Genomic DNA, 19,651 nt, shown 5'->3' with positions numbered 1-19,651 from the left:
ATCTTTCATTTATTTCCCGATACCTTTCCAACCTTCTGGCTGCTATGGTTCCCCTTAGGCAGAAGCAACGTTAAAAGCATGTTCCGCTTGGCCATTCCAACCGATATATCTGAACGAGACCTCGTCGACCGTTGTCGGGCGAATGATCGTATTGCGCAACGCGTGTTATTCGAACGGTACAAGCGAGCTATGTTTTCGACGGCTTATCGAATTATTAACGATTATGATCACGCCAACGACGCCTTACAGGATGCTTTTGTGGAGGTGTTTCGAAATCTCAACCAGTTTGCATTTCGCTCGACGCTGGGGGCCTGGATCAAGACGATTGTGGTACGTCAGGCTATTCGAAAGCAACAATTGGAAGGTCGTTACTTAAAGCTTAATGAGGCTATTCACGATGAACCTGTGCCTTTTCGTGATACGCTCACGGGTGAAGAACTAGATGCCGCCATACGAACCCTCCCCGACGGTGCCCGCACAATTTTTCTTCTGGTTGAGGTGGAAGGCTATATGCACAAAGAAGTAGCTGACATGCTGGGCATTTCGGAAGGTACCTCGAAATCGCAGGTGAGCTATGCCAAAAAACTACTGAGACAACGACTAGCATGAACCACTCACTTCCACAGCTACCCGAATACGATCCGCACCCAGACTTATGGGTACGCATTGACGCCGATTTAGCTCGAAATGCTGACTCATCGGTAGAATCGTTCGGTCGCCTTGTCCATGATTTACCCACGTACGAACCTAAAGCCGATATCTGGGCAACAATTGAACAGGAACTTGATAAACCCACCCTTCGCCCAATCTGGAGTAAGCCGCAAACGCATTGGTTATGGACAGGCTTAACAGCCGCGGCAGCCATAGTACTTGTTGGGATTTGGTTGTATCTAAATCCGAAAACAGATGAACAGATACGTGTTGAATATGCCGTTGAGCAGGCAACCCAGCCAAACCCTGATCCTGCTCCCTCAATCGAACCTACTGGTCAATCGCCTGCCGACAAGCGTGCCGAAGAGTTCATAAATCGTCAGTGCGATGACTACCAGGCTCTTTGTCAGCGACCTGAGGTACATGAACTCCGAAATCAATTGGCTGAGTTGGAAACGGAACAGCAGCGTATTGTGCATGAGCGGCAGGTTTTTGGCGATGATCCAGTCTTTGTGCGTGCTCAGGTAAAAGTTGAAAACCAGAGGGCTGAAGTCCTGAAAGAACTAATTACCCTCCTTCGCTCATGAAATCACTGTTAATAAGTTTATTCGTGTGGGTACCATTGTTAGGCCGCTCACAAACGTCCGTGCAGGTTGTCACGAAGGTTATTGAAAAATCGTTACCATACACAGATGGTCAGCTTATTCAATTAAATGCTCAGAAAGCAGACGTAACGCTAAAAGGTTGGGGACAATCAACAGTTGTGGTTAAGCTCCGATTAATCGCCAAGCATCCCGACCGAGCCGTTGCTGAGCGGGAAGTAGCTTATCATCAATACGTTCTGCAAAATGAAAACGGTCAAATTGAGTTATCAAACCGCTTTATTATTCCACAACGAGCTGGCAAACTACAGAGCCAATTAAAGGCTGTTTACGAAATTAATATGCCCGCTAAAGCTCTGATGGCGCTTACCAATTCGTTTGGTGATATTCGGCTCAATGCTCTTTCTGGTACTATCAACGTAACGTTTGAGTTTGGTAAACTCACGCTAACGGATATTAGGGGGAAACTAGCTATCCAATCCACTTACGGTGATATCGACGGTCGAAATCTGGACGCTACGTTAATCGCCAAAACCGAAAAAGCAGACGTTATCCTACAGGATCTTAGTGGTACGGTCGACATACAGAGCCATTACGGTAATTTGACTCTTTTACCGGCTACGTCTCTCAAAATACTGAAAGTGGATGCCGCTCGCTCGGAAATTTTAGTTACGACCAGACGCCTGTCTGATTTTCGATTCGATGTTGTTACGTCGTATGCAGATATCAATCTGCCGGAAACGTTAATGCCCCAAGTAAGCAAATCTGGAAACAAACGAACCTTCACCTACCAGCCTCTGGATCGTAAATCCGAAGTCAGAATACAGAACAGCTACGGTAACGTGACCATTCAGGGAGAAAAGCCACTGGTTACCAATTAACTAACCCATTTTTACGAGTCAACGCATATGAAATTGATAACTATTTATTCACTAGTGGCCTGTTTGACAGGAGGGTCTGTGTATGCTCAGACACAGACCGATTCGGTACGTACTGAATATCAAACCGAGGACGAAGCCATATCACGAAGTGAAATCCAGCGGGTGATCCGCTACATTACCCGCGCCAATGTAGAGGAGAAAACGCTTATAAAAATTGGTGGTCTGCCTAATTCTAATCCCTTTACACAAACAGGAGGATTGTTTACAGGAGGTCTTAACACGGATATAAGCATTGAGCGGAAAATAAACCCATCGTTTTCTGTTCTGTTTGGTTTTGATAATCAGGTGTTTGCCAACTACTATCGACGGGAGGCATTCAGTCGGATTTCTCCCGGACCAGGTCCGTTATGGTTGACAGATCATACGCTTTCGTTAAGTTCTTCTGCCAAAGTTGCCGTCCGATACTATTACAGCATGGCCAGAAGAATTAAAGAAGGTAAATCCGCCAATAATTTTTCAGGAACTTACGTAGCGTTTCAGGTGCGGAGGCCCGTATTAAGCTACTTAAAAAGACGCCAATATGAATTAGTGTCAGGGGACACTCGCACAGAAGCGGAAGCATCCCCTTTAGGTACACTTAACACGCCCTCGCTCTCTATTCAATGGGGTATTCAGCAACGTTTAGGCCGTCGGGGTTATATTGATCTGAACGTTGGTCCAGAACTAACACTTTTCGATTCGAACAGAGCTTATAACAGTAACAACAGTTCCCGAACCCAACTAACACTGCGAGTCAGTGCGATTATTGGGCTCGGCTGGTAATTCTACATTAACCAATTAGCTTTTCATTTGAAGCGTAATTGCCGCTAACTTAGCCACCCTAATTACGCTTTGTGATATGAAAAACGCTTTTCTGATCATTGATGCTCAATTTGATTTCTGTCATCCTGAAGGTTCATTGTTTGTACCCGGAGCGGAACAGGATGTTGAACGCATCGCAGCGCTTATTAGAACGCACGCAGACCAGATTGATCACATCGTCGTAACCCTGGATACGCACCATGTTTTAGACATTGCCCATCCATTATTCTGGCACGATGAATCGGGTAACCATCCGAAACCTTTCACAAAAATCACAGCAACCAATGTAGATACTGGTCGCTGGATACCCCGTTTTTTAGCCGAAAAAGCCAGAAAATACGTTCATGACCTTGAGGCCGATGGCCAGTTCACTCATTTCATTTGGCCTGAACATTGCCTGATCGGCTCTCGTGGGGCAGCGCTGCACGATACGTTACTCCGCGCACTTAAAGACTGGTCACGTATACGCGATCTTGACTACGTAGCGGTGCAAAAAGGCCTGTATCCGCTATCGGAACATTTCGGAATTTTTCGAGCGCAGGTACCCGATCCGGATGTTCCCGAAACGCAACTCAATACGTCGTTACTGACTGACTTAGAGCGTTTCGATACGATTTACCTGATGGGTGAAGCTAAATCGCACTGTGTAGCAAATAGCCTCAAACAGATTCTGGACTTTGCTCCGAGCTTAGTTCCTAGAATCGTAGTCGTAACAGATTGTATGTCGGACGTAACGGGACTAGGCTATCTGGCCGGCCCAATCTATGCCGAAGCGAAAGCCCGAAAGGTTCGTTTTGTCAAATCAGACGCCATTTTCCGGTAAAAACCCGTACCTTTTCCGCGTTATGGAGAAGACGTTATCCTTATTTCCGCTCAACCTGATTGTTTATCCCGGCGAGGATCTGAACCTGCATATTTTCGAGCCGCGCTATCGACAACTTATCAACGAATGTCTGGAGGAAGAAAAAACATTTGGGATTCCGGCGTTTATCAATAACAAATTGCCAGGCTACGGTACCGAGATGCACGTAACAACACTGCATAAGCGCTATCCCGACGGTCGTATGGACATTAAATCGAAGGGATTGACGGTATTTCGGTTAGTGAATTTCGAAAACCCAGTGCCGGGCAAGCTCTACGCAGGGGGAGAGGTCGAGTTGATTGAACTGGCCGACGGGTTCAGTGCACATGCAGTAGCTCTAACTGAACGGCTCGAACGACTCTACAACTTACTACAGATCGAAATCGACTACGTAGCGACCACTGAAAATCTTTCCTATAAAGTTGCGCATAAAGTCGGGCTTTCCGTTGAGCAGGAATACGATTTGCTTACGCTCGAAACCGAAGCTGAACGACAACTTTTCCTGATTCAGCACCTCAACAACGTACTGCCCGTTGTATCTGACATGGAGCGCACCAAACAGCGTATCCGGATGAATGGTCATTTTAAAAACCTCGACCCACTGAATTTTTAATAATTGATGAGTGGATAGCTGATACACAACCTGTTTAGGTATTTATCATTCTCTCGTTAACTATTATTCTTTCTCCTCTACTTTTCCCACTTTTTTTACCCGTTTCGGAAGTTGTTCTGCTAAATCCTGTAGATTTCTTATGGGTGGACGGGGTTTTTCTGCTTCGCCAATCAGGAAGCCGTAGGGTTTGAGGGAGTCGACTGCGTCGAAAATCACTTTTAGAATGGCAGTGAGTGGTAAGGCCAGCACCAGACCAGGCAACCCCCAAACATTTTCCCAGAGGATCAGCACAATAATAGCAGCCAGCGGGTTGATACTTACTTTAGAGCCAACAATATAAGGGGTAATAAAATTGCCTTCCAGAGCTTGTACGAAAAGAAAAACACCGATTACACCTAACGCTTTAAAGGGATTATCCTGTGTAACCAGCGTATAGGCTGCCGGGAGCAGTGAACCGAGCGATATGCCAAAATAAGGAATTAACACCAGGCACGCGCCGAAAAAGCCAAAGAATACGGCATAGTCGACCCCAAGAATGAGTAACCCAACCGTCATTAACGTACCGATGATAAGAATTACCAGCACTAACCCTGCGAGATAATCTTTCACAACTTCATAGATTCCAGCCATGACGCTGTCAATATCTGACCGGCGAACATCATTGAAAGCCTTGTAGAAAAACGACCGGAAGAAATCACGGTAGAGTAGAAAGAAAAACGCAAACAGCAACACCAGAAAGAGATTGGTAAGAATACTGGTCGTGGCCAGTAAAGTCGTCGTTACGATCGTTCCCCCTTCGGCAAGAGCCTGGTTCAGATATTTTTTGATTTCAGCAACCTGCCGCTGGCGATCAATATTCAGCTGCTCATCGGCAAACGTTCGTATGCTGTTGATGTACTCGTTCGCACGCTTGACAAATTGGGGAACAACTTCCGAAAAACTGCTGATCTGAACTGAAACAGCATAGAACAAACCCGTTAGGAATGCCAGTGCCAACAATAAACAAATCACGATCGCGAGTATGCGCGGTACATGCCAGTTTTCGAGTCGCTGCACTAGCGGAAAGAGCAAGACAGCAAATAGAATAGCAAAAACCAATGGAATTAACAAGCCTGCCAATACGTGGAGTCCATAAATAACAATAACTAATGAAAGCAGTACGCAGGACAGTCTGGCGTAGGATGGAAGTTCAATTTCCCGAAGGCGAATATTCATGATCGTGTATAAAGGCAATGGCGTCCTTCGTCGTTTGTTAGTCGCTGGCACATTGCCTACGTAGCGAACCATCTATCAGTACCTTTGTTTTGAGCAGCAGAATTCTTAAGTGGGAATTAATAGATTAATTTTCAATTCCGAAATGCTGGACTGAATCCATGGATGTGCTGTTAAGTTTTTGTTAAGTATGCATTGCAGGTTGATAACGTTGTAGATAAGCCCCGTACCTTCGGGTACTCAATCTGTGGAAATCTACCTATAGAACAGTCATTCTCACCAACTTTTTCACCTATGAGTGCTGCTAAAGCTGCTCAATCCAAACACCGAGTATTAGTCGTGGATGACGACATCGACATCGTTGAGATGCTCGAATATAACCTCGTTAAAGAAGGCTATGAGGTTCAAACAGCTACGGATGGTCGAAAAGCCATCGAAGTAGCAAAGGTGTATTTACCTGAACTGGTTCTGCTCGATATTATGATGCCACAGATGGATGGTATCGAGACGGGGCGGCAACTGCGGGATATTGCCGAACTACGTCAATCATACATCATTTACCTAACTGCCCGGTCGGAAGAATATTCTGAAGTGGCCGCTTTTGACATTGGTGCTGACGACTATATTACCAAACCGATCAAACCTCGTGCGTTAATGAGCCGTATCAACGCCTTATTCCGGCGCGAAGCCCAAAAAGCCGATCCTGGTGAGCAAATTGCGATTGCTGATCTGCTGATTAATCGAAAAAATTATTCGGTTAGTCAAAATGATAAATCAGTGATCTTACCAAAGAAAGAATTTGAATTACTGTTTTTTCTGGCACAGCATCCCAACAAAGTATGCAGTCGTGAAGAGCTGCTTCAGAAAATATGGGGTGCCGATATTTACGTACTCGAACGTACCGTTGATGTGCACATTCGCAAGCTCCGCGAAAAAATTGGTGATGCCCACATCCGAACCCTGAAAGGTGTAGGATATATGTTTACTGATCAGCCAGAATAAAGAGTGTCAGAGTGAATGAACGGTCCGCTGTAGCGGAGAAAGAGCGAGTAACACGTATGTTAACAATTCGCCCTTCCTCACTGCAGCGGATCGTTCATTCACTCTTTTTATCTTTGCTACATGTCCCTTAGTCCCCGCGTTATTGCGCTTTTGCTGGCCTGTATTATTTCAGCGCTGACGCTTGTATTCCTGACGTTTGTGGAAGGAGTTACAAACGCTATGCTGTTTGTCGTGGGCATTTCTTCATTTATTATTTCTTTTTTCCTGGTTTACTACGCGATTGAACTGCTCGTATTCCGTGAAGTCAACAAGATGTATAAAACCATTCATCAGCTTAAGATTCGCGACTTCAGCATATCCAGGAAATCCATTATCCAGAATGCAAATCCGTTCAAGAAGCTAAACGATGAGATTTTCGTGTATGTCGCTAAGAAGCAGAAGGAAATTGATGAATTAAAACGGCTTGAGCAATTCCGGCGGGAGTTTCTGGCCGACGTATCACACGAACTGAAAACGCCCATTTTTGCCGCTCAGGGCTTCATTCACACCCTTATTGATGGGGCTGTTGATGATGAGCAGGTACGTGATAAATTCTTGTCCAAAGCAGCCAAAAGTCTCGATGGTCTCGATGCGTTGGTGAAAGATCTGGTGGTCTTATCGCAGTTGGAAATGGGGGAAGTAAAGATGAGCTTTGAGCGCATCGATTTCATCCAGGTTATTCAGGAGGTTTTTGAGCAACTGGAAAAATCAGCACTCGCTAAAGGTACGTCGCTGTTACTAAAGCCGCCATACTCGGGTAATGTTTGGGTGAAAGCTGATCCACAACGTATCAAGCAGGTAATGATCAACTTAGTTGAAAATGCAATAAAATATGGGAATGAAAATGGCCGGGTGGTCGTCAGTTTAGAAGAAGATAAAAAACACATTCTCGTCTTCGTTCGAGACAACGGACCAGGGATTCCGCCTGAACATTTAAGCCGGATTTTCGAGCGACTCTATCGGGTCGAGAAAAGCCGTTCAAAAGATCGGGGAGGCACCGGCCTGGGTTTAGCCATTGTGAAACACATCCTCAATGCTCACAAAACCAAAATTACGGTAATGAGTAAAGTCGAGAAAGGGACTACGTTTAAATTTAAACTGGACCGGATAGATTCGTAGTATAGACGTTAAATCAACCGTTTTAGAGCAAACGTAGCGAGTACAATCTGGCCCTTTCGTCGAACCAGCAACGATATTTCTTTTCCTTCACCTTTCTGTAAAAGCTTGTAGATATCGCTTATTGTCAGATCGTTAGCCGAGTTGTTATTTACGAACAATACTTCGTCACCCTCAACTAAACCGGCCATATCGGCTGGGGAACCTTCAACGATCTTATCGACGTAATAATTACGGAATCCACTTCCCCTGGCTCGTAGCTCCATCCCGCTCATATCGTGTTCAAAGCTCTCGCGCATCAGCCGTTTGATTGGCTTCATGACGATGTACTGGTCGGGATAATTGAACGTAACGTTAAAGCGACGTAATATCTCACAGCCAACGTTACCCTGACGTTCAGGCATATTGACCAGCTTCATGCCATAAGCCATACTATCGGGAAAGGATGCGAGAATATTATCTAATTCATAGCGGCCAAATCGGATTTTCTGAATACGACCGAGGCAACCATTAATAACCCCGTTTAGCCCCCGGCCTAATTGCGCCCGGATACTTTTCTCCGGAAGTGGCATGGCGGCCGTACTACGTGACCGGTCGAGTAATAGCGCGTGACCTGCCCCCGTGTCGAGTACCACCCGCAATGGCATCACTTTCTCCCCGTCAAATACGGATAAAGCGTCTGTGTAAGCTTTAGTATCCTGAATGGTAATTGGGTATCGATCTCCTTTTCCTTTACGATAGCGGTATTTGCCTGCCCGCATGATCATCAACTCACGACGTTGAAAATCAACGTTTACGACAAAATTGGCAAAGATCTCATAGCCGAAAATACCATGTACCGGTGTACCAACGTATTCAGATAGCTTAAGAACGTCTTCATCCAGAATCACTACGTTATGGTGTGCTGCCCGTAGGCCACCCATCGTCAGCGTATTGTTAATAGCGATAGAGGCTGTCAGGTTGTTCCCTTCCCCGGCTCCATTAAGTTTAACTTTGCGAGTTAGCACCATCGATTTTTTTCGAAAAGCGCTTGGGTCCGTAATAATTGTATTACTGACGCCAGTATCCAGAATAAAATTCAACGTATCCGAATCGTTGATTTTTACGGGAACGATGATAAGGTTTGAATGGAGCTGGAACGGAATCCGTGTCCAGGTTCGATTACCAGCGATAAAAAAACCATAACGGTCTTTATCGGGTGTACGCCGTTCGTCATCTCCCCGTGCAACCAGACAGATGCCTATTAGCCCGATTACTAATACCAGCGTTTTCATGATTTGTATTTGTTGCCCCTATAGTTGTAGCACTGAAATTACGTATTTTTTATCCGAATAACACAATAAATTAACAATTAGTTTTTTAGCGAATGAATGCCAATTACTGCATAAGATCACTCCTGCAAAATTTAGTACTAGGCAGGTAACGGGTTCATGCTAAATGTTCTAATTTCGCCCTGGAAAAACGAATAAAAATTTTCACGATTTTTATTTTAAAACCTGATTTTCACCCAATTATCAAGTCGTTATGCGTAAGAAAATTGTTGCCGGTAACTGGAAAATGAATAAAACGGCCGACGAAGCGAAAGCACTTCTGTCGGAAGTAGTTAATATGGTTAAGGACGAAGTGACAGGGAATGTCGAGGTCGTGTTATGCCCGCCCGCGCTATACTTGGCTACAGCCCGCCAGTATGTTACACCCGGTGGTAAGGTTTCGCTGGGTGCGCAGAACTGCCATGAAAAAGAATCGGGTGCGTATACGGGTGAAATTTCGGCACCGATGTTACAGTCAATTGGGGTTGAGTATGTGATTCTTGGTCATAGCGAACGTCGTCAGTATTTCGATGAAACCAGTGCGCAATTGGCCGAAAAAGTTAACGTTGCGCTCGCCAGTGGACTAAAACCCATCTTCTGCTGCGGTGAATCGCGTGACTTGCGCGAAAACGGCGATTACGTCGCTTTTGTTAAGGATCAGATCACAGACAGCCTGTTCCATCTTTCTGCCGAATCATTTGCGAACGTAGTCATCGCGTATGAACCCATTTGGGCGATTGGTACAGGGTTGACAGCCTCGTCCGCACAGGCGCAGGATATGCATTTTGAACTACGTCGCCACATTGCGGATCAGTATGGCGATTCTGTAGCCCAGGATACCACAATTCTATACGGTGGCAGTGCTAATGCCCAGAATGCCGCCGAGCTCTTCGCCCAAACGGATGTAGATGGAGGGCTCATTGGTGGAGCCTCGCTCAAATCGCGCGATTTCCTTACTGTAGTGAAGGCGGCTCAGTAAATGTTAAATGCTGGAAAAGCGAAAGAATGAAAGTCGGCACGACGTCGATTCGCTTCTTTCGCTCTTCTAACTTTACGCTCATTCACCTTTATGACTGCCACATATTACGTTCAGGCGCTTGCTATGCAGCCTCATCCCGAGGGCGGATACTTTGCCGAAACGTATCGGTCAGGAGAAACCATTTCTCATTCCGCTTTACCAAATCGCTTCAGCGGTGATCGGGCATTCAGCACAGCGATTTATTTCCTGCTCGAAAGCCATCACATTTCCGCTTTACACCGCATTCAGGCTGACGAAGTCTGGCATTTTTATGCCGGTGGTCCGCTGGAAGTTTTCGCGATTTCGCCAGCTGGTGATTTAACCGTCATTAAACTAGGAAGCAATCTCCAGCAAGGTGAGGTTTTTCAGGCAGTCGTCCCGGCTGGATACTGGTTTGGTTCAAAACCAGCAGTGGGAACCGATTTTTCTTTGGTTGGCTGCACCGTAGCTCCCGGCTTCGATTTCGCTGATTTCGAAATGGCTGACCGCCAAACGTTGCTGGCTCAGTTTCCGCAGCACAAAGAGGTGATCGAGATGCTGACATAACTGCTCCAGCGGCCTGGAGCGGTTCAAGCTATTAAAAATTCACGTTTCCAAACTTCGCTACGACCCGGACCTTAGTGCCTGAGCCATTGCCAACCTTGCCAACGTATTGCTTGATCAGTTTTGGGCCACGACGATTATCATCACTGGGCTGGCTTTTGAAGTGCATCGTTGAGCCAGATCCGTAATTAAAGTTGCCGTAGCTAACGGTTACGTCGAAGTCACAGTCACTATCGCTAGACATAGGTAAAGCGATTGATGAGTATGAAGCCTGAATGTCTACATTGTCAGCTGTTTTTGGCAGTTGATCAATTCGGAATCCACCTGAGAAATCGAGCTTGATTTTTCCGGATTCGCGCAGAGTCCCAATCTTGGCGCCCGAATAATTGATATCAGCGTCTAATTTACCAACATCGCCGATGGTCATCTTGCCGAACTTATTAATCAGCGTTAGCACCTTGGCACTTGATAGCTCAAGATTTCCGTAAGCTACCTCTAACTTTCCCTGATCAATGTTTCCGATGTTTGCTTTCCCATAAGCCACATCAATGTCATTATGGCGTCCTGTAAGATCTTCCGCGCTGAAGTTGCCATACCGGTTATGAACCGTAAGGGGCGCCTGGAAAGCTGGAATGCTCGTATTCCCAAATCGATTGCGTACTGTCAAGGCATTTTGCCTTGGCATCATTACCTCGTAATTGATTTTAACGTAGTTCCGCTCACCGCCCTCTTTCCACCTCCCAAGACTCAAATTTGAAACACTGCTTTGGCCGAAATGCGTCTTAACCAAAATCTGATCACCAGTACGTTTCTCTTCGATGGTGACCGCATCCAGAAATTTCTGTACACGCTCGTCGGAATCCGAATTCGCCACAATGGTAATCTGAATACGGATTTCTTTTTTGTCCCACAGCCCTACATTCACCTGGCCAAATTGATTATCGACGACCAGGTTGTCTTTACTATCCACATCAAATAGCTTGATGATGGTTTTTCTCTTCTCAATTGCGCCAAAGCCAATCGGATCCTCAGCCCTGGTGAGCAACGGGCAAAGACAAAGCAATACGCTATACAGGAGTACTTTCATGGGTTTGTTGTTTAATGCGCTCGATAACGCGCAACTGTTCATTAAGCAGGTTAATCTGCAATTGCAGATTCTGAATCATTGCCTGAATCAAGACTTCCTGATTCGGGTTTTTGGGTAAATCCGCCTTTAGCGACTTGTATGAATTTTCAAGTCGGTCCAGATCGGTAGCAAATTCCTGATATAGCTCCGGGTTGTCTTCAGTCATTTGCTTCAACTCAGTACGTTTGGTATCAATTAACCGGGTGTACTGCACCACTTCCTTTGCGTATGTCGGATTAGCTGCCACTACTTCGGGCTGTTTCGTCACGCCATACTGTTGGTTCATGTATAGAAAACCGCCCAGCAGTAAGAGTACGGCAATCGAAGCCGCCACGCGCCAGTCGAGGAACGGCCAACCAATCTGCCGACCACTCGATTGCGAATGATTTCTATGAATCTGCTGAAACGGGGAGGTTTTGTTAGGTTCCTGCCTATTTAAGCCTGGGTTGTCTAAGCCCGTTCGATCTAAACTGGTTTTATCCAGACCGGCTTCTATTTTTTGCCATAGTTTGGCCGATGGTTCTTTGTCGTCAAAGTCCTCTCGGTTATCCCGTACAAATCGTTCAAGATTATTTTTCATAGCTAATGAGCGAAAACGTAATGCTTGTTTACAGTAGCATTGATCTTCCCATTCACAATTAGTTTAATAATTCAAGTAAGCGTTTCTTACCTCGCAAATATTGTGTTCTAGATGTTGTTTCGCTGATATTCAATACGTTGCCGATTTCTTCATGATCATACCCCTCAAACAAATAAAGCGATAGCACAACTCGGTATCCTTCGGGCAACAGTTGCATAGCTCGCTTAACACGATCAACCTCTAGCTGAACACCGTCTTCGTCGTAAGGTTCTGGATTGGCTAGGTCGGGTCCGTCATCTTCACCAAATCGGCGCGATTCCATATCGACCAACTCCAACCGTCGACTACGCAGATGGTTGATCGCCCGATTCACAACTATCTGCTTTAACCACGCGCCAAACGTACTCTGTCCCCGAAACGAGTTGATATGACTAAAGGCATCAATAAATGCTTCCTGCAACACATCCTCCGCTTCAGCCTCGTGGTTCACAATCCGCAGGCATACGTTATACATCGCCTTAACGTACTGCTGATAGAGGTCATACTGGGCCCGTCGCTCACCCTGTTGGCAGCGTTTGACCAGGTCAGCATGTCGGTCTGGATATAGCGGTCCGGTCGGTTCGCCGTTGCGATTTCGGTTCGTTTCCAACAGGTTCAGACTCAATGGTGTTTAGGTTGTTAATTAGAAGAAAGATGCAGGAAAAATGAGAATGTTGCACAATAATTTAGAAAAAGTGTGCGTTTCTTGTCGCAACTTAGCTTATGCGCTGTTTTTCTGTAACTTAGACAATCAATTAATTGCATAAAGGTATGTATGAAGTAAGATATTCCTCACCGTTCATTATGCAGGATGATGGCACCAATTCGCCTTTTGATCATCAGCGTGTCATTAGCAAACTAACGGTTGAACTAGGTATTTTATATTATCATAAACAGACCCTACCCTTCATTCCCCTCCCTGAAACACCCTTGGCAGAAGGGCCTGGCTACCCCGTTCCCGATGTAATACTCTTTGAGGAAGCTGCCGAACAGACCCGGATTATCATTGAAGTTAGCAACAACCGTAGTGTTAATAGCGATCTCCGTAAGGTAATCCGACTGATTGACGAAGATGACTACGGAATTCTGGAAGGGTTTGTCTATAATTATAAAACCCATGAGTGGTTTCGTTACCGGAAAGGCGACGGTGGCGCTGCTACAAATTCGTCGATTTCGGAGCTTATGGGTATTGATCTGGGTGTTTTTCTGTAGGTGTTCTCTCCTGATTAAGGCCGCTGGTTTACTTTAGTTTGTTCTCTACCTGACCAAATTATTTCGTAGCTTTACTTGTTATAGAAGGATAGAGACGAGCTGAATGGTTGATTACATTTCTGGATTAAATGAACCCCAGCGGGAGGCCGTTATGCATGGCGACGGCCCGCTGATGATTATAGCGGGTGCCGGTTCGGGCAAGACTCGCGTACTGACTTACCGGATTGCCCATCTGATTGAAAACGGTGTTGATCCCTTCCGAATTCTATCGCTGACATTCACAAACAAAGCCGCTGGCGAGATGCGCCATCGTATCGAAAAAGTGGTGGGTACTGAAGCGCGGAATATCTGGATGGGTACGTTTCACTCGGTATTCGCCAAAATACTACGTATCGAAGCCAAAGCCATTGGGTATACCAGTAACTTTTCGATTTACGATACCGACGATTCAAAGTCGTTGCTACGTAGTATCGTTAAGGAAATGGGTTTGGACGATAAGACATATCGTGTCAACAGCGTTTTCTCCAGGATTTCGGGAGCCAAAAACCGGCTGATCGGCCCGGATGATTACATTAATAACTCAGTGATTCAGGCAGATGACGAATCGGCCCGAATGCCGCATATTGGTCGTATTTACAGGCAGTATGCGTTACGTTGTTTCCAGGCGAACGCCATGGATTTCGACGATCTGCTGTTTAATACGAATGTCTTGTTCCGCGACCATCTGGACATTCTGAATAAATACCAGCATAAGTTCCAGCATGTAATGGTCGATGAGTTTCAGGATACCAACGTATCGCAGTATCTCATCACACGCAAACTGGCGGCTGTTCATCAGAATATCTGCGTAGTTGGCGACGACGCGCAAAGTATTTATGCCTTCCGCGGGGCCAACATCGAAAACATCCTGAATTTCCAGCGCGATTACGGCAAAGAAAACGTCAAGATTGTAAAACTGGAGCAAAACTATCGATCCACAAAAACGATCGTAGAGGCTGCCAACTCGATTATCTCCCGTAACAAGCATCAATTAGAGAAACACGTTTTTACGGACAATGAAGCCGGTCCATTGATCGACGTCATTAAAGCTTCGTCGGACAACGAAGAAGGGCGTTTGGTAGCGTCCGCGATTTTTGAGACGAAGATGAACGAGTCGCTGACCAACAACGATTTTGCGATTCTATACCGTACCAACGCTCAGTCGCGGGCCTTTGAAGAAGCTTTACGCAAGGTTAGTATCAAGTATCGAATCATTGGTGGCCTTTCATTCTATCAGCGGAAAGAAATCAAAGATCTGATTGCCTATTTGCGCTTCACGGTCAATCAACAGGACGAGGAAGCTTTTAAACGGATTATCAATCTGCCTAAGCGCGGTATTGGCGACACAACCGTAGCAAAAATCAGCGTCATTGCGGCCGAGAAACAGGATTCTGTCTGGGAGATTGTTGCCGAAATTAGCAAACACGTGGCGGGCCGTGCGGCCATTGCTATCGAAGGGTTTGCGGACCTGATCAAAAGTTTTAAACTTCTGCTTGATCAGAAAGATGCTTTTGACGTAGCGTCGCACATTGCTAAGGCTTCGGGTTTGTTGAAGGAGTTATACGACGACAAAACTGTTGAAGGCTTAGCCCGGTACGAGAACGTACAGGAATTGTTGAATGCCATCAAGGAATTTGTCGATAATCCGGATAATGACGAGAAAAGTCTTGGCGCTTTTCTTCAGTCAGTGTCGCTGCTGACAACGGCAGATGAGAAGGAAGACGACGGCGACAATGACAGAGTGACGTTGATGACCATTCACGCGGCTAAAGGCCTGGAATTTAAAAACGTACACATCGTCGGGCTGGAAGAAGATTTGTTTCCGAGTCAGATGATGCTTGAAAGTCGTAACGATCTGGAAGAGGAACGGCGCCTGTTTTACGTAGCGATTACCCGCGCCGAAAAGCGTCTGTCAATGTCGTATGCTGAAACGCGTTATCACTACGGTCGTCTGAAGATGTGCGAGCCAAGCCGTTTTCTGATGGAAATGGACCAGCGATACCTGAAAATGTCGAAGCTACGTTCAGCGCCCAGTCGAATGGATTTCGATCGACCCGAGCGTGATCGGAGTGAAAGTACATCGAGTGGTTCAATGTCGTTTGTGCGATCGCTGGCTCAGAAAACAGCCCGTTCGCAGGCTCCACAACCAATTGTCTCGCATACGCCTTCTGCCGATTTTACGCCCACCAGCACCGCTGATCTGGCAGCCGGGCAACGTGTTGAACATGCCAAGTTCGGTTTCGGAACAGTGAAACAAGTCGACGTCAATGGAACTGAACGGAAAGCAACCATTCAGTTTGAACAGGCAGGTGAGAAGGTTTTATTGCTAAGCTTCGCGAAGCTACGTGTGGTTCAATAAATTCAGCTTTCCCAAAATAAGATCGGCTGCTTTTTCAGCGATCATGATAACAGGAGCATTGGTGTTGCCTGATACAATCGTTGGCATAATAGAGGCATCGACGACCCGTAAACCGTCGATGCCTCGTACCCGCAACGTATCGTCTACAACGGACATTTCATCCGAAGCTGGTCCCATTCGGCACGTACCAACCGGATGGTAAACCGTTTCTACCTTGTCAATGATATGCTGCCAAAGTGCCTCATCTGAGCTGTAATCTTTAGGCATATTGATTCACAAACTATAAGGATGAAAAGCATCGGCCTGACTTACTTCTATCACTTTCCGTAAACCACTGATTAACACACGTCGATCGTCTTCATCCGCAAAGTAGTTCGGCTGGATTAGCGGTGCATCGAGGGGATTTCCGGAGCGTAATCCAATATAACCGAGGCTTTTAGGTTTTAGTAGCGTTGGCAAAATCGTATAGCCATCGGTGTGTGGATACGTAGCCAGATTATAAACGTCCGTCCGATCATCATTACCGAAGTGCGCAGGAATAAAATGAAACTGCATATCAACCCGTCCGGAATCTATCCTGCCTGATGAGTGCTGAGTTGAATCAGGTTGCGACATAATGTGGCTTGATTTCAGAAACGCCACCGCTTCGATTGGACCAAGTGTCAGCGGTCCGGTCCTATTAATGAGATATTGGGTTAGCGCTTTGAGTTGATTGGATGGCTTCAGATGAAAGTTAGCAGAGCTACCCCGTAGCGAACTTAAACTGCTGATGCCGGTAAATACGTGATCCTGCAAATTCTGTCCAACGCCGGGTAACTCCTTCTTCACCGGAATACCAACCGCCTGCAACGTATCGACTGGCCCAATGCCCGATAATATCAGTAATTGAGGAGACTGAAAAGCACCCGCCGATAAAATAACCTCCTTACGAGCGGTTGCCTGTTGTGTTACGTTCTTGCCCGTGATAAATTCAACACCAATGGCGCGGTCGTTTTGAATGAGGATCTGGGTTGCATGAGCGTGGGTAATCACCTTAAGGTTCGATCGGTTTATCACGGGTTTTAAAAAGGCTGATGCCACACTATGCCGTCGACCATCTTTCATCGTGAACTGAAACAGTCCTACACCTGCCTGCTGCGTACCATTGTAGTCATTATTGGGTGGAATGCCTGTCTCTTTACAAGCTTCCACAAAAGCACTAGCTAAAGGAGTATGAAACCGTGTAGCATACGTAACATTTAGCGGACCGCTGTTTCCATGATAGCCACTGTCAAGCTGATGATATTGTTCATTACGTTCAGAACGAATGAAGTAAGGCAACACGTCCTGATAACCCCAGCCCTTATTTCCCAGTTGTTCCCAGTCATCATAATCGAGAGCATTACCCCGGACATAGGCCATGGCGTTCGTGGCTGAACAGCCTCCCAGTGTTTTCCCCCGCGGTTGATACATTCGCCGGCCGTTAAGTGCTCGTTGTGGCTCTGTCCAGAAACCCCAATCGACCGCTGATCTATGTAATTTAGTATAAGCAGCAGGGATATGAATTTCCATTTTTGTGTCAGGTCCGCCTGCTTCCAATAAAAGAATGGAGCTAGAAGGATCAGCAGAGAGTCGATTCGCCAGCACACACCCAGCCGATCCGGCGCCAACAATAATGTAATCGAAGGTCATATATCAGAAAATCTAGTGTACTCGTATCACTTATTTGATAAAGAATAAAATTAAACTAATTCTATTGATTAGTACGTAGATGACTTCCTAAGACTTATTCATATGTAAGTCATAATTTCTAAACAAAAGCCAATAGCTTCGATTTATAAAGTGTAGTTGCAGGGGTTCGGTTACTTTACTCAAGTGAACCTTCAGGATAGCGCGGTGTATTTTGTGAATAAAAGATAGCAACTCAACGACTTTTCACTATGGACGATATACGTGTACTGGCAAAGGATTTACGTTTCCCGGAAGGTCCGGAATTTGACGCAGCAGGCAATCTCTGGTGTGTAGAGCAGGAAGGAGAAAGTATATTTTGCCGCAAAGCTGATGGCTCTACAAAACGAATTCATACTGGTGGACGTCCTAATGGGCTAACGTGCCACCACGGTCACCTGTGGTTTTGCGATTCTGGCCACAATTCGATTCGACGTATGAATCTCAGGACCGAAAGGGTAGAAACTGTTTTTAGTGATATAAACGGTCAGCCCCTCAGCATGCCCAATGATCTTCTTTTTGATGATGATGGCAATTTGCTGGTCACTTGTCCAGGGTCACCTGATGACAGTCTGGCAGGCTACGTAGCGGTTTTTTCAGCCGCTGGGTCTGTCGAAATAATTGCAGATGGATTACAATATCCTAATGGGCTGGCATTACTTCCTGATCGCCGGACATTATTAATCGCCGAAACGCATCAGCAACGTATCTGGAGCGGTTATTGGGATACTAAGGGAATAAGCTGGGAGACCATACGTGTTTGGACTACAGTTATCGAAAATCCGGATGCTGGCCCTATACCCGGCCCTGATGGTATGACTGTTGGTCCTGATGGAAATCTATACGTAGCGGTGTTTGGAGCAGGTGTAGTGCGTGTGTTCTCTGGAGAAGGACAGTTCGTAAGAGATATTCACTTGCCCGGTCAAAACCCTTCTAACTGTACGTTCGATTCATCGGGCAATCTAGGCTTAGTCGTAACGGAAACCGAAAGAGGTGAATTACTGAGTATTACGATATAAATAATTAGCGAACGTAGCAAACACAGAAATTCCGAGAATACAAAGACCTGTGGATTGTATAGTCCACAGGTCTTTGTATTCTCGGAATTTCTGTGTTTGATAAACTTTATTAAGCTTTTACTCTTTTAGCTTGGCCAGTACTGTAACCCCTCCTTTTGTAACATCGCCAATTTGCACGTTTATCTCAGCATCCAGGGGCAGGAACACATCAACGCGGGAGCCAAATTTTATAAATCCGAATTCGTCGCCCTGCTTGACGGGTTGACCTTCTTTTACATACCAAATGATACGTCGTGCAACAGCACCTGCAATCTGACGAAATAACACTTCTACACCGTTGGCCATCTGAACAACGACTGTAGTCCGCTCATTTTCTGTACTGGATTTTGGATGCCAAGCTACTAAATACTTCCCTGGAAAGTACTTGAAATACCGGACAATACCCGACACAGGATTTCGATTAACGTGTACGTTCAGGGGCGACATAAAAATAGAAACCTGCCGACGACGGTCCTGAAAATATTCGTTTTCGGTGGTTTCTTCAATCACCACAACTTTACCATCGGCTGGGGCAATAACCTGTAAATCACCCGTTGTCAGCAACCGGTTCGGAATTCGGAAAAATTGTACGACCAATACGAACAGAACCAGGCTAACTACAGCCAATAACGTAATGGCAGTTGGGTTATCAGAAAATAAATAAAAATAAGCGAGCAGGTTTAGGGCTAACAGTACCAGTCCTGTCGTAATCATTATTGTTTTTCCTTCACGGTGTAAACGCATGTGTTAATCTGTAATTTATGATGGCTGATTGAGATTTATAGAGGCCAAAGTTAGGCTATAATGAACAGCAGGCTGTT

At 45.8% G+C, this 19,651-nt stretch carries 19 protein-coding genes and 1 pseudogene; 13 read left to right on the top strand and 7 right to left on the bottom strand.

Features of this window, described 5'->3' with window-relative positions; all coding sequences use genetic code 11:
• The first annotated feature begins 78 nt into the window (after positions 1 to 78).
• The 6 genes from IC230_RS17990 to IC230_RS17965 all read left to right on the top strand — a co-directional run bounded on the left by IC230_RS17990 (position 79) and on the right by IC230_RS17965 (position 4,470).
• Positions 79 to 609 carry an RNA polymerase sigma factor gene (locus IC230_RS17990; protein WP_191040423.1) on the top strand — a complete coding sequence of 177 codons (531 nt, stop codon included), beginning with the start codon at positions 79 to 81 and terminating at the stop codon, positions 607 to 609.
• Positions 606 to 1,238 carry a hypothetical protein gene (locus tag IC230_RS17985; protein WP_191040422.1) on the top strand — a complete coding sequence of 211 codons (633 nt, stop codon included), beginning with the start codon at positions 606 to 608 and terminating at the stop codon, positions 1,236 to 1,238. The genes IC230_RS17990 and IC230_RS17985 overlap by 4 nt, the downstream gene beginning before the upstream one ends.
• Complete coding sequence (locus tag IC230_RS17980) at positions 1,235 to 2,134, top strand: DUF4097 family beta strand repeat-containing protein (RefSeq protein WP_191040421.1); 900 nt, start codon at positions 1,235 to 1,237, stop codon at positions 2,132 to 2,134. The genes IC230_RS17985 and IC230_RS17980 overlap by 4 nt, the downstream gene beginning before the upstream one ends.
• 27 nt (positions 2,135 to 2,161) lie before the next feature.
• Positions 2,162 to 2,956, top strand: coding sequence for a hypothetical protein (locus IC230_RS17975; protein ID WP_191040420.1), 795 nt, complete (start codon positions 2,162 to 2,164; stop codon positions 2,954 to 2,956).
• A 76-nt stretch (positions 2,957 to 3,032) separates the two neighbouring features.
• On the top strand, positions 3,033 to 3,818 hold the full coding sequence (locus IC230_RS17970; RefSeq protein ID WP_191040419.1) for a cysteine hydrolase family protein: 786 nt from the start codon (positions 3,033 to 3,035) through the stop codon (positions 3,816 to 3,818).
• A 22-nt stretch (positions 3,819 to 3,840) separates the two neighbouring features.
• Positions 3,841 to 4,470 carry an LON peptidase substrate-binding domain-containing protein gene (locus IC230_RS17965; protein WP_191040418.1) on the top strand — a complete coding sequence of 210 codons (630 nt, stop codon included), beginning with the start codon at positions 3,841 to 3,843 and terminating at the stop codon, positions 4,468 to 4,470.
• Positions 4,471 to 4,533: 63 nt separating this feature from the next.
• Here the strand turns inward: IC230_RS17965 and IC230_RS17960 are convergent, their stop codons facing one another.
• Positions 4,534 to 5,685: an AI-2E family transporter gene (locus IC230_RS17960; protein WP_191040417.1), complete on the bottom strand. Its 1,152-nt coding sequence runs from the start codon at positions 5,683 to 5,685 to the stop codon at positions 4,534 to 4,536.
• Between the two features lie 291 nt (positions 5,686 to 5,976).
• Between IC230_RS17960 and IC230_RS17955 the strand changes: the two genes are divergently transcribed.
• Positions 5,977 to 6,684, top strand: a complete 708-nt coding sequence (locus IC230_RS17955; protein WP_191040416.1) for a response regulator transcription factor — start codon at positions 5,977 to 5,979, stop codon at positions 6,682 to 6,684.
• 120 nt (positions 6,685 to 6,804) lie between these two features.
• The gene (locus IC230_RS17950) at positions 6,805 to 7,842 is read left to right on the top strand and encodes a sensor histidine kinase (RefSeq protein ID WP_191040415.1); all 1,038 of its coding nucleotides are present in this window, start codon (positions 6,805 to 6,807) and stop codon (positions 7,840 to 7,842) included.
• Positions 7,843 to 7,850: 8 nt separating this feature from the next.
• Here the strand turns inward: IC230_RS17950 and IC230_RS17945 are convergent, their stop codons facing one another.
• Positions 7,851 to 9,113, bottom strand: coding sequence for an aspartyl protease family protein (locus tag IC230_RS17945; protein ID WP_191040414.1), 1,263 nt, complete (start codon positions 9,111 to 9,113; stop codon positions 7,851 to 7,853).
• Positions 9,114 to 9,363: 250 nt separating this feature from the next.
• Between IC230_RS17945 and tpiA the strand changes: the two genes are divergently transcribed.
• Both tpiA and IC230_RS17935 read left to right on the top strand, forming a co-directional pair.
• Entirely contained in the window at positions 9,364 to 10,128 is a 765-nt protein-coding gene (gene tpiA / locus IC230_RS17940; protein WP_191040413.1) for a triose-phosphate isomerase, read from the top strand.
• A gap of 90 nt (positions 10,129 to 10,218) precedes the next feature.
• The gene (locus IC230_RS17935; protein ID WP_191040412.1) at positions 10,219 to 10,713 is read left to right on the top strand and encodes a cupin domain-containing protein; all 495 of its coding nucleotides are present in this window, start codon (positions 10,219 to 10,221) and stop codon (positions 10,711 to 10,713) included.
• A gap of 31 nt (positions 10,714 to 10,744) precedes the next feature.
• Here IC230_RS17935 and IC230_RS17930 read toward each other — a convergent pair whose 3' ends face one another.
• From IC230_RS17930 to IC230_RS17920, 3 genes are read right to left on the bottom strand one after another with little or no spacing between them, the layout of a single operon-like run.
• Positions 10,745 to 11,797 (bottom strand): DUF4097 family beta strand repeat-containing protein, encoded by a 1,053-nt coding sequence (locus IC230_RS17930; RefSeq protein WP_191040411.1) that lies wholly within the window; start codon positions 11,795 to 11,797, stop codon positions 10,745 to 10,747.
• Entirely contained in the window at positions 11,778 to 12,416 is a 639-nt protein-coding gene (locus IC230_RS17925) for a hypothetical protein (protein WP_191040410.1), read from the bottom strand. The genes IC230_RS17930 and IC230_RS17925 overlap by 20 nt, the downstream gene beginning before the upstream one ends.
• Before the next feature lie 58 nt (positions 12,417 to 12,474).
• Positions 12,475 to 13,065 (bottom strand): RNA polymerase sigma factor, encoded by a 591-nt coding sequence (locus IC230_RS17920; RefSeq protein WP_191040551.1) that lies wholly within the window; start codon positions 13,063 to 13,065, stop codon positions 12,475 to 12,477.
• Between the two features lie 161 nt (positions 13,066 to 13,226).
• On the opposite strand from IC230_RS17920, the gene IC230_RS17915 reads away from it, so the two are divergent.
• Together IC230_RS17915 and IC230_RS17910 are read left to right on the top strand one after the other, a co-directional pair.
• Positions 13,227 to 13,667, top strand: a complete 441-nt coding sequence (locus IC230_RS17915) for a hypothetical protein (RefSeq protein WP_191040409.1) — start codon at positions 13,227 to 13,229, stop codon at positions 13,665 to 13,667.
• A 103-nt stretch (positions 13,668 to 13,770) separates the two neighbouring features.
• Positions 13,771 to 16,065, top strand: a complete 2,295-nt coding sequence (locus IC230_RS17910; protein WP_191040408.1) for an ATP-dependent helicase — start codon at positions 13,771 to 13,773, stop codon at positions 16,063 to 16,065.
• Here IC230_RS17910 and IC230_RS17905 read toward each other — a convergent pair.
• Positions 16,048 to 17,736: pseudogene (locus tag IC230_RS17905) on the bottom strand (GMC family oxidoreductase). The gene IC230_RS17910 and the pseudogene IC230_RS17905 sit on opposite strands and share 18 nt — an antisense overlap.
• 248 nt (positions 17,737 to 17,984) lie before the next feature.
• On the opposite strand from IC230_RS17905, the gene IC230_RS17900 reads away from it, so the two are divergent.
• The gene (locus IC230_RS17900) at positions 17,985 to 18,791 is read left to right on the top strand and encodes an SMP-30/gluconolactonase/LRE family protein (RefSeq protein WP_191040407.1); all 807 of its coding nucleotides are present in this window, start codon (positions 17,985 to 17,987) and stop codon (positions 18,789 to 18,791) included.
• Between the two features lie 117 nt (positions 18,792 to 18,908).
• On the opposite strand, the gene IC230_RS17895 is transcribed toward IC230_RS17900, so the two are convergent.
• A complete protein-coding gene (locus IC230_RS17895; protein ID WP_191040406.1) occupies positions 18,909 to 19,574 on the bottom strand; it encodes a phosphatidylserine decarboxylase family protein in 666 nt (221 codons plus the stop codon).
• Positions 19,575 to 19,651 lie beyond the last annotated feature (77 nt).

Source organism: Spirosoma validum (assembly GCF_014699035.1).
Taxonomy (GTDB): Bacteria; Bacteroidota; Bacteroidia; order Cytophagales; family Spirosomataceae; genus Spirosoma; species Spirosoma validum.
Note: the sequence above shows the minus strand (reverse complement) of the source record. Positions and strands in the feature narration are given on the sequence as shown.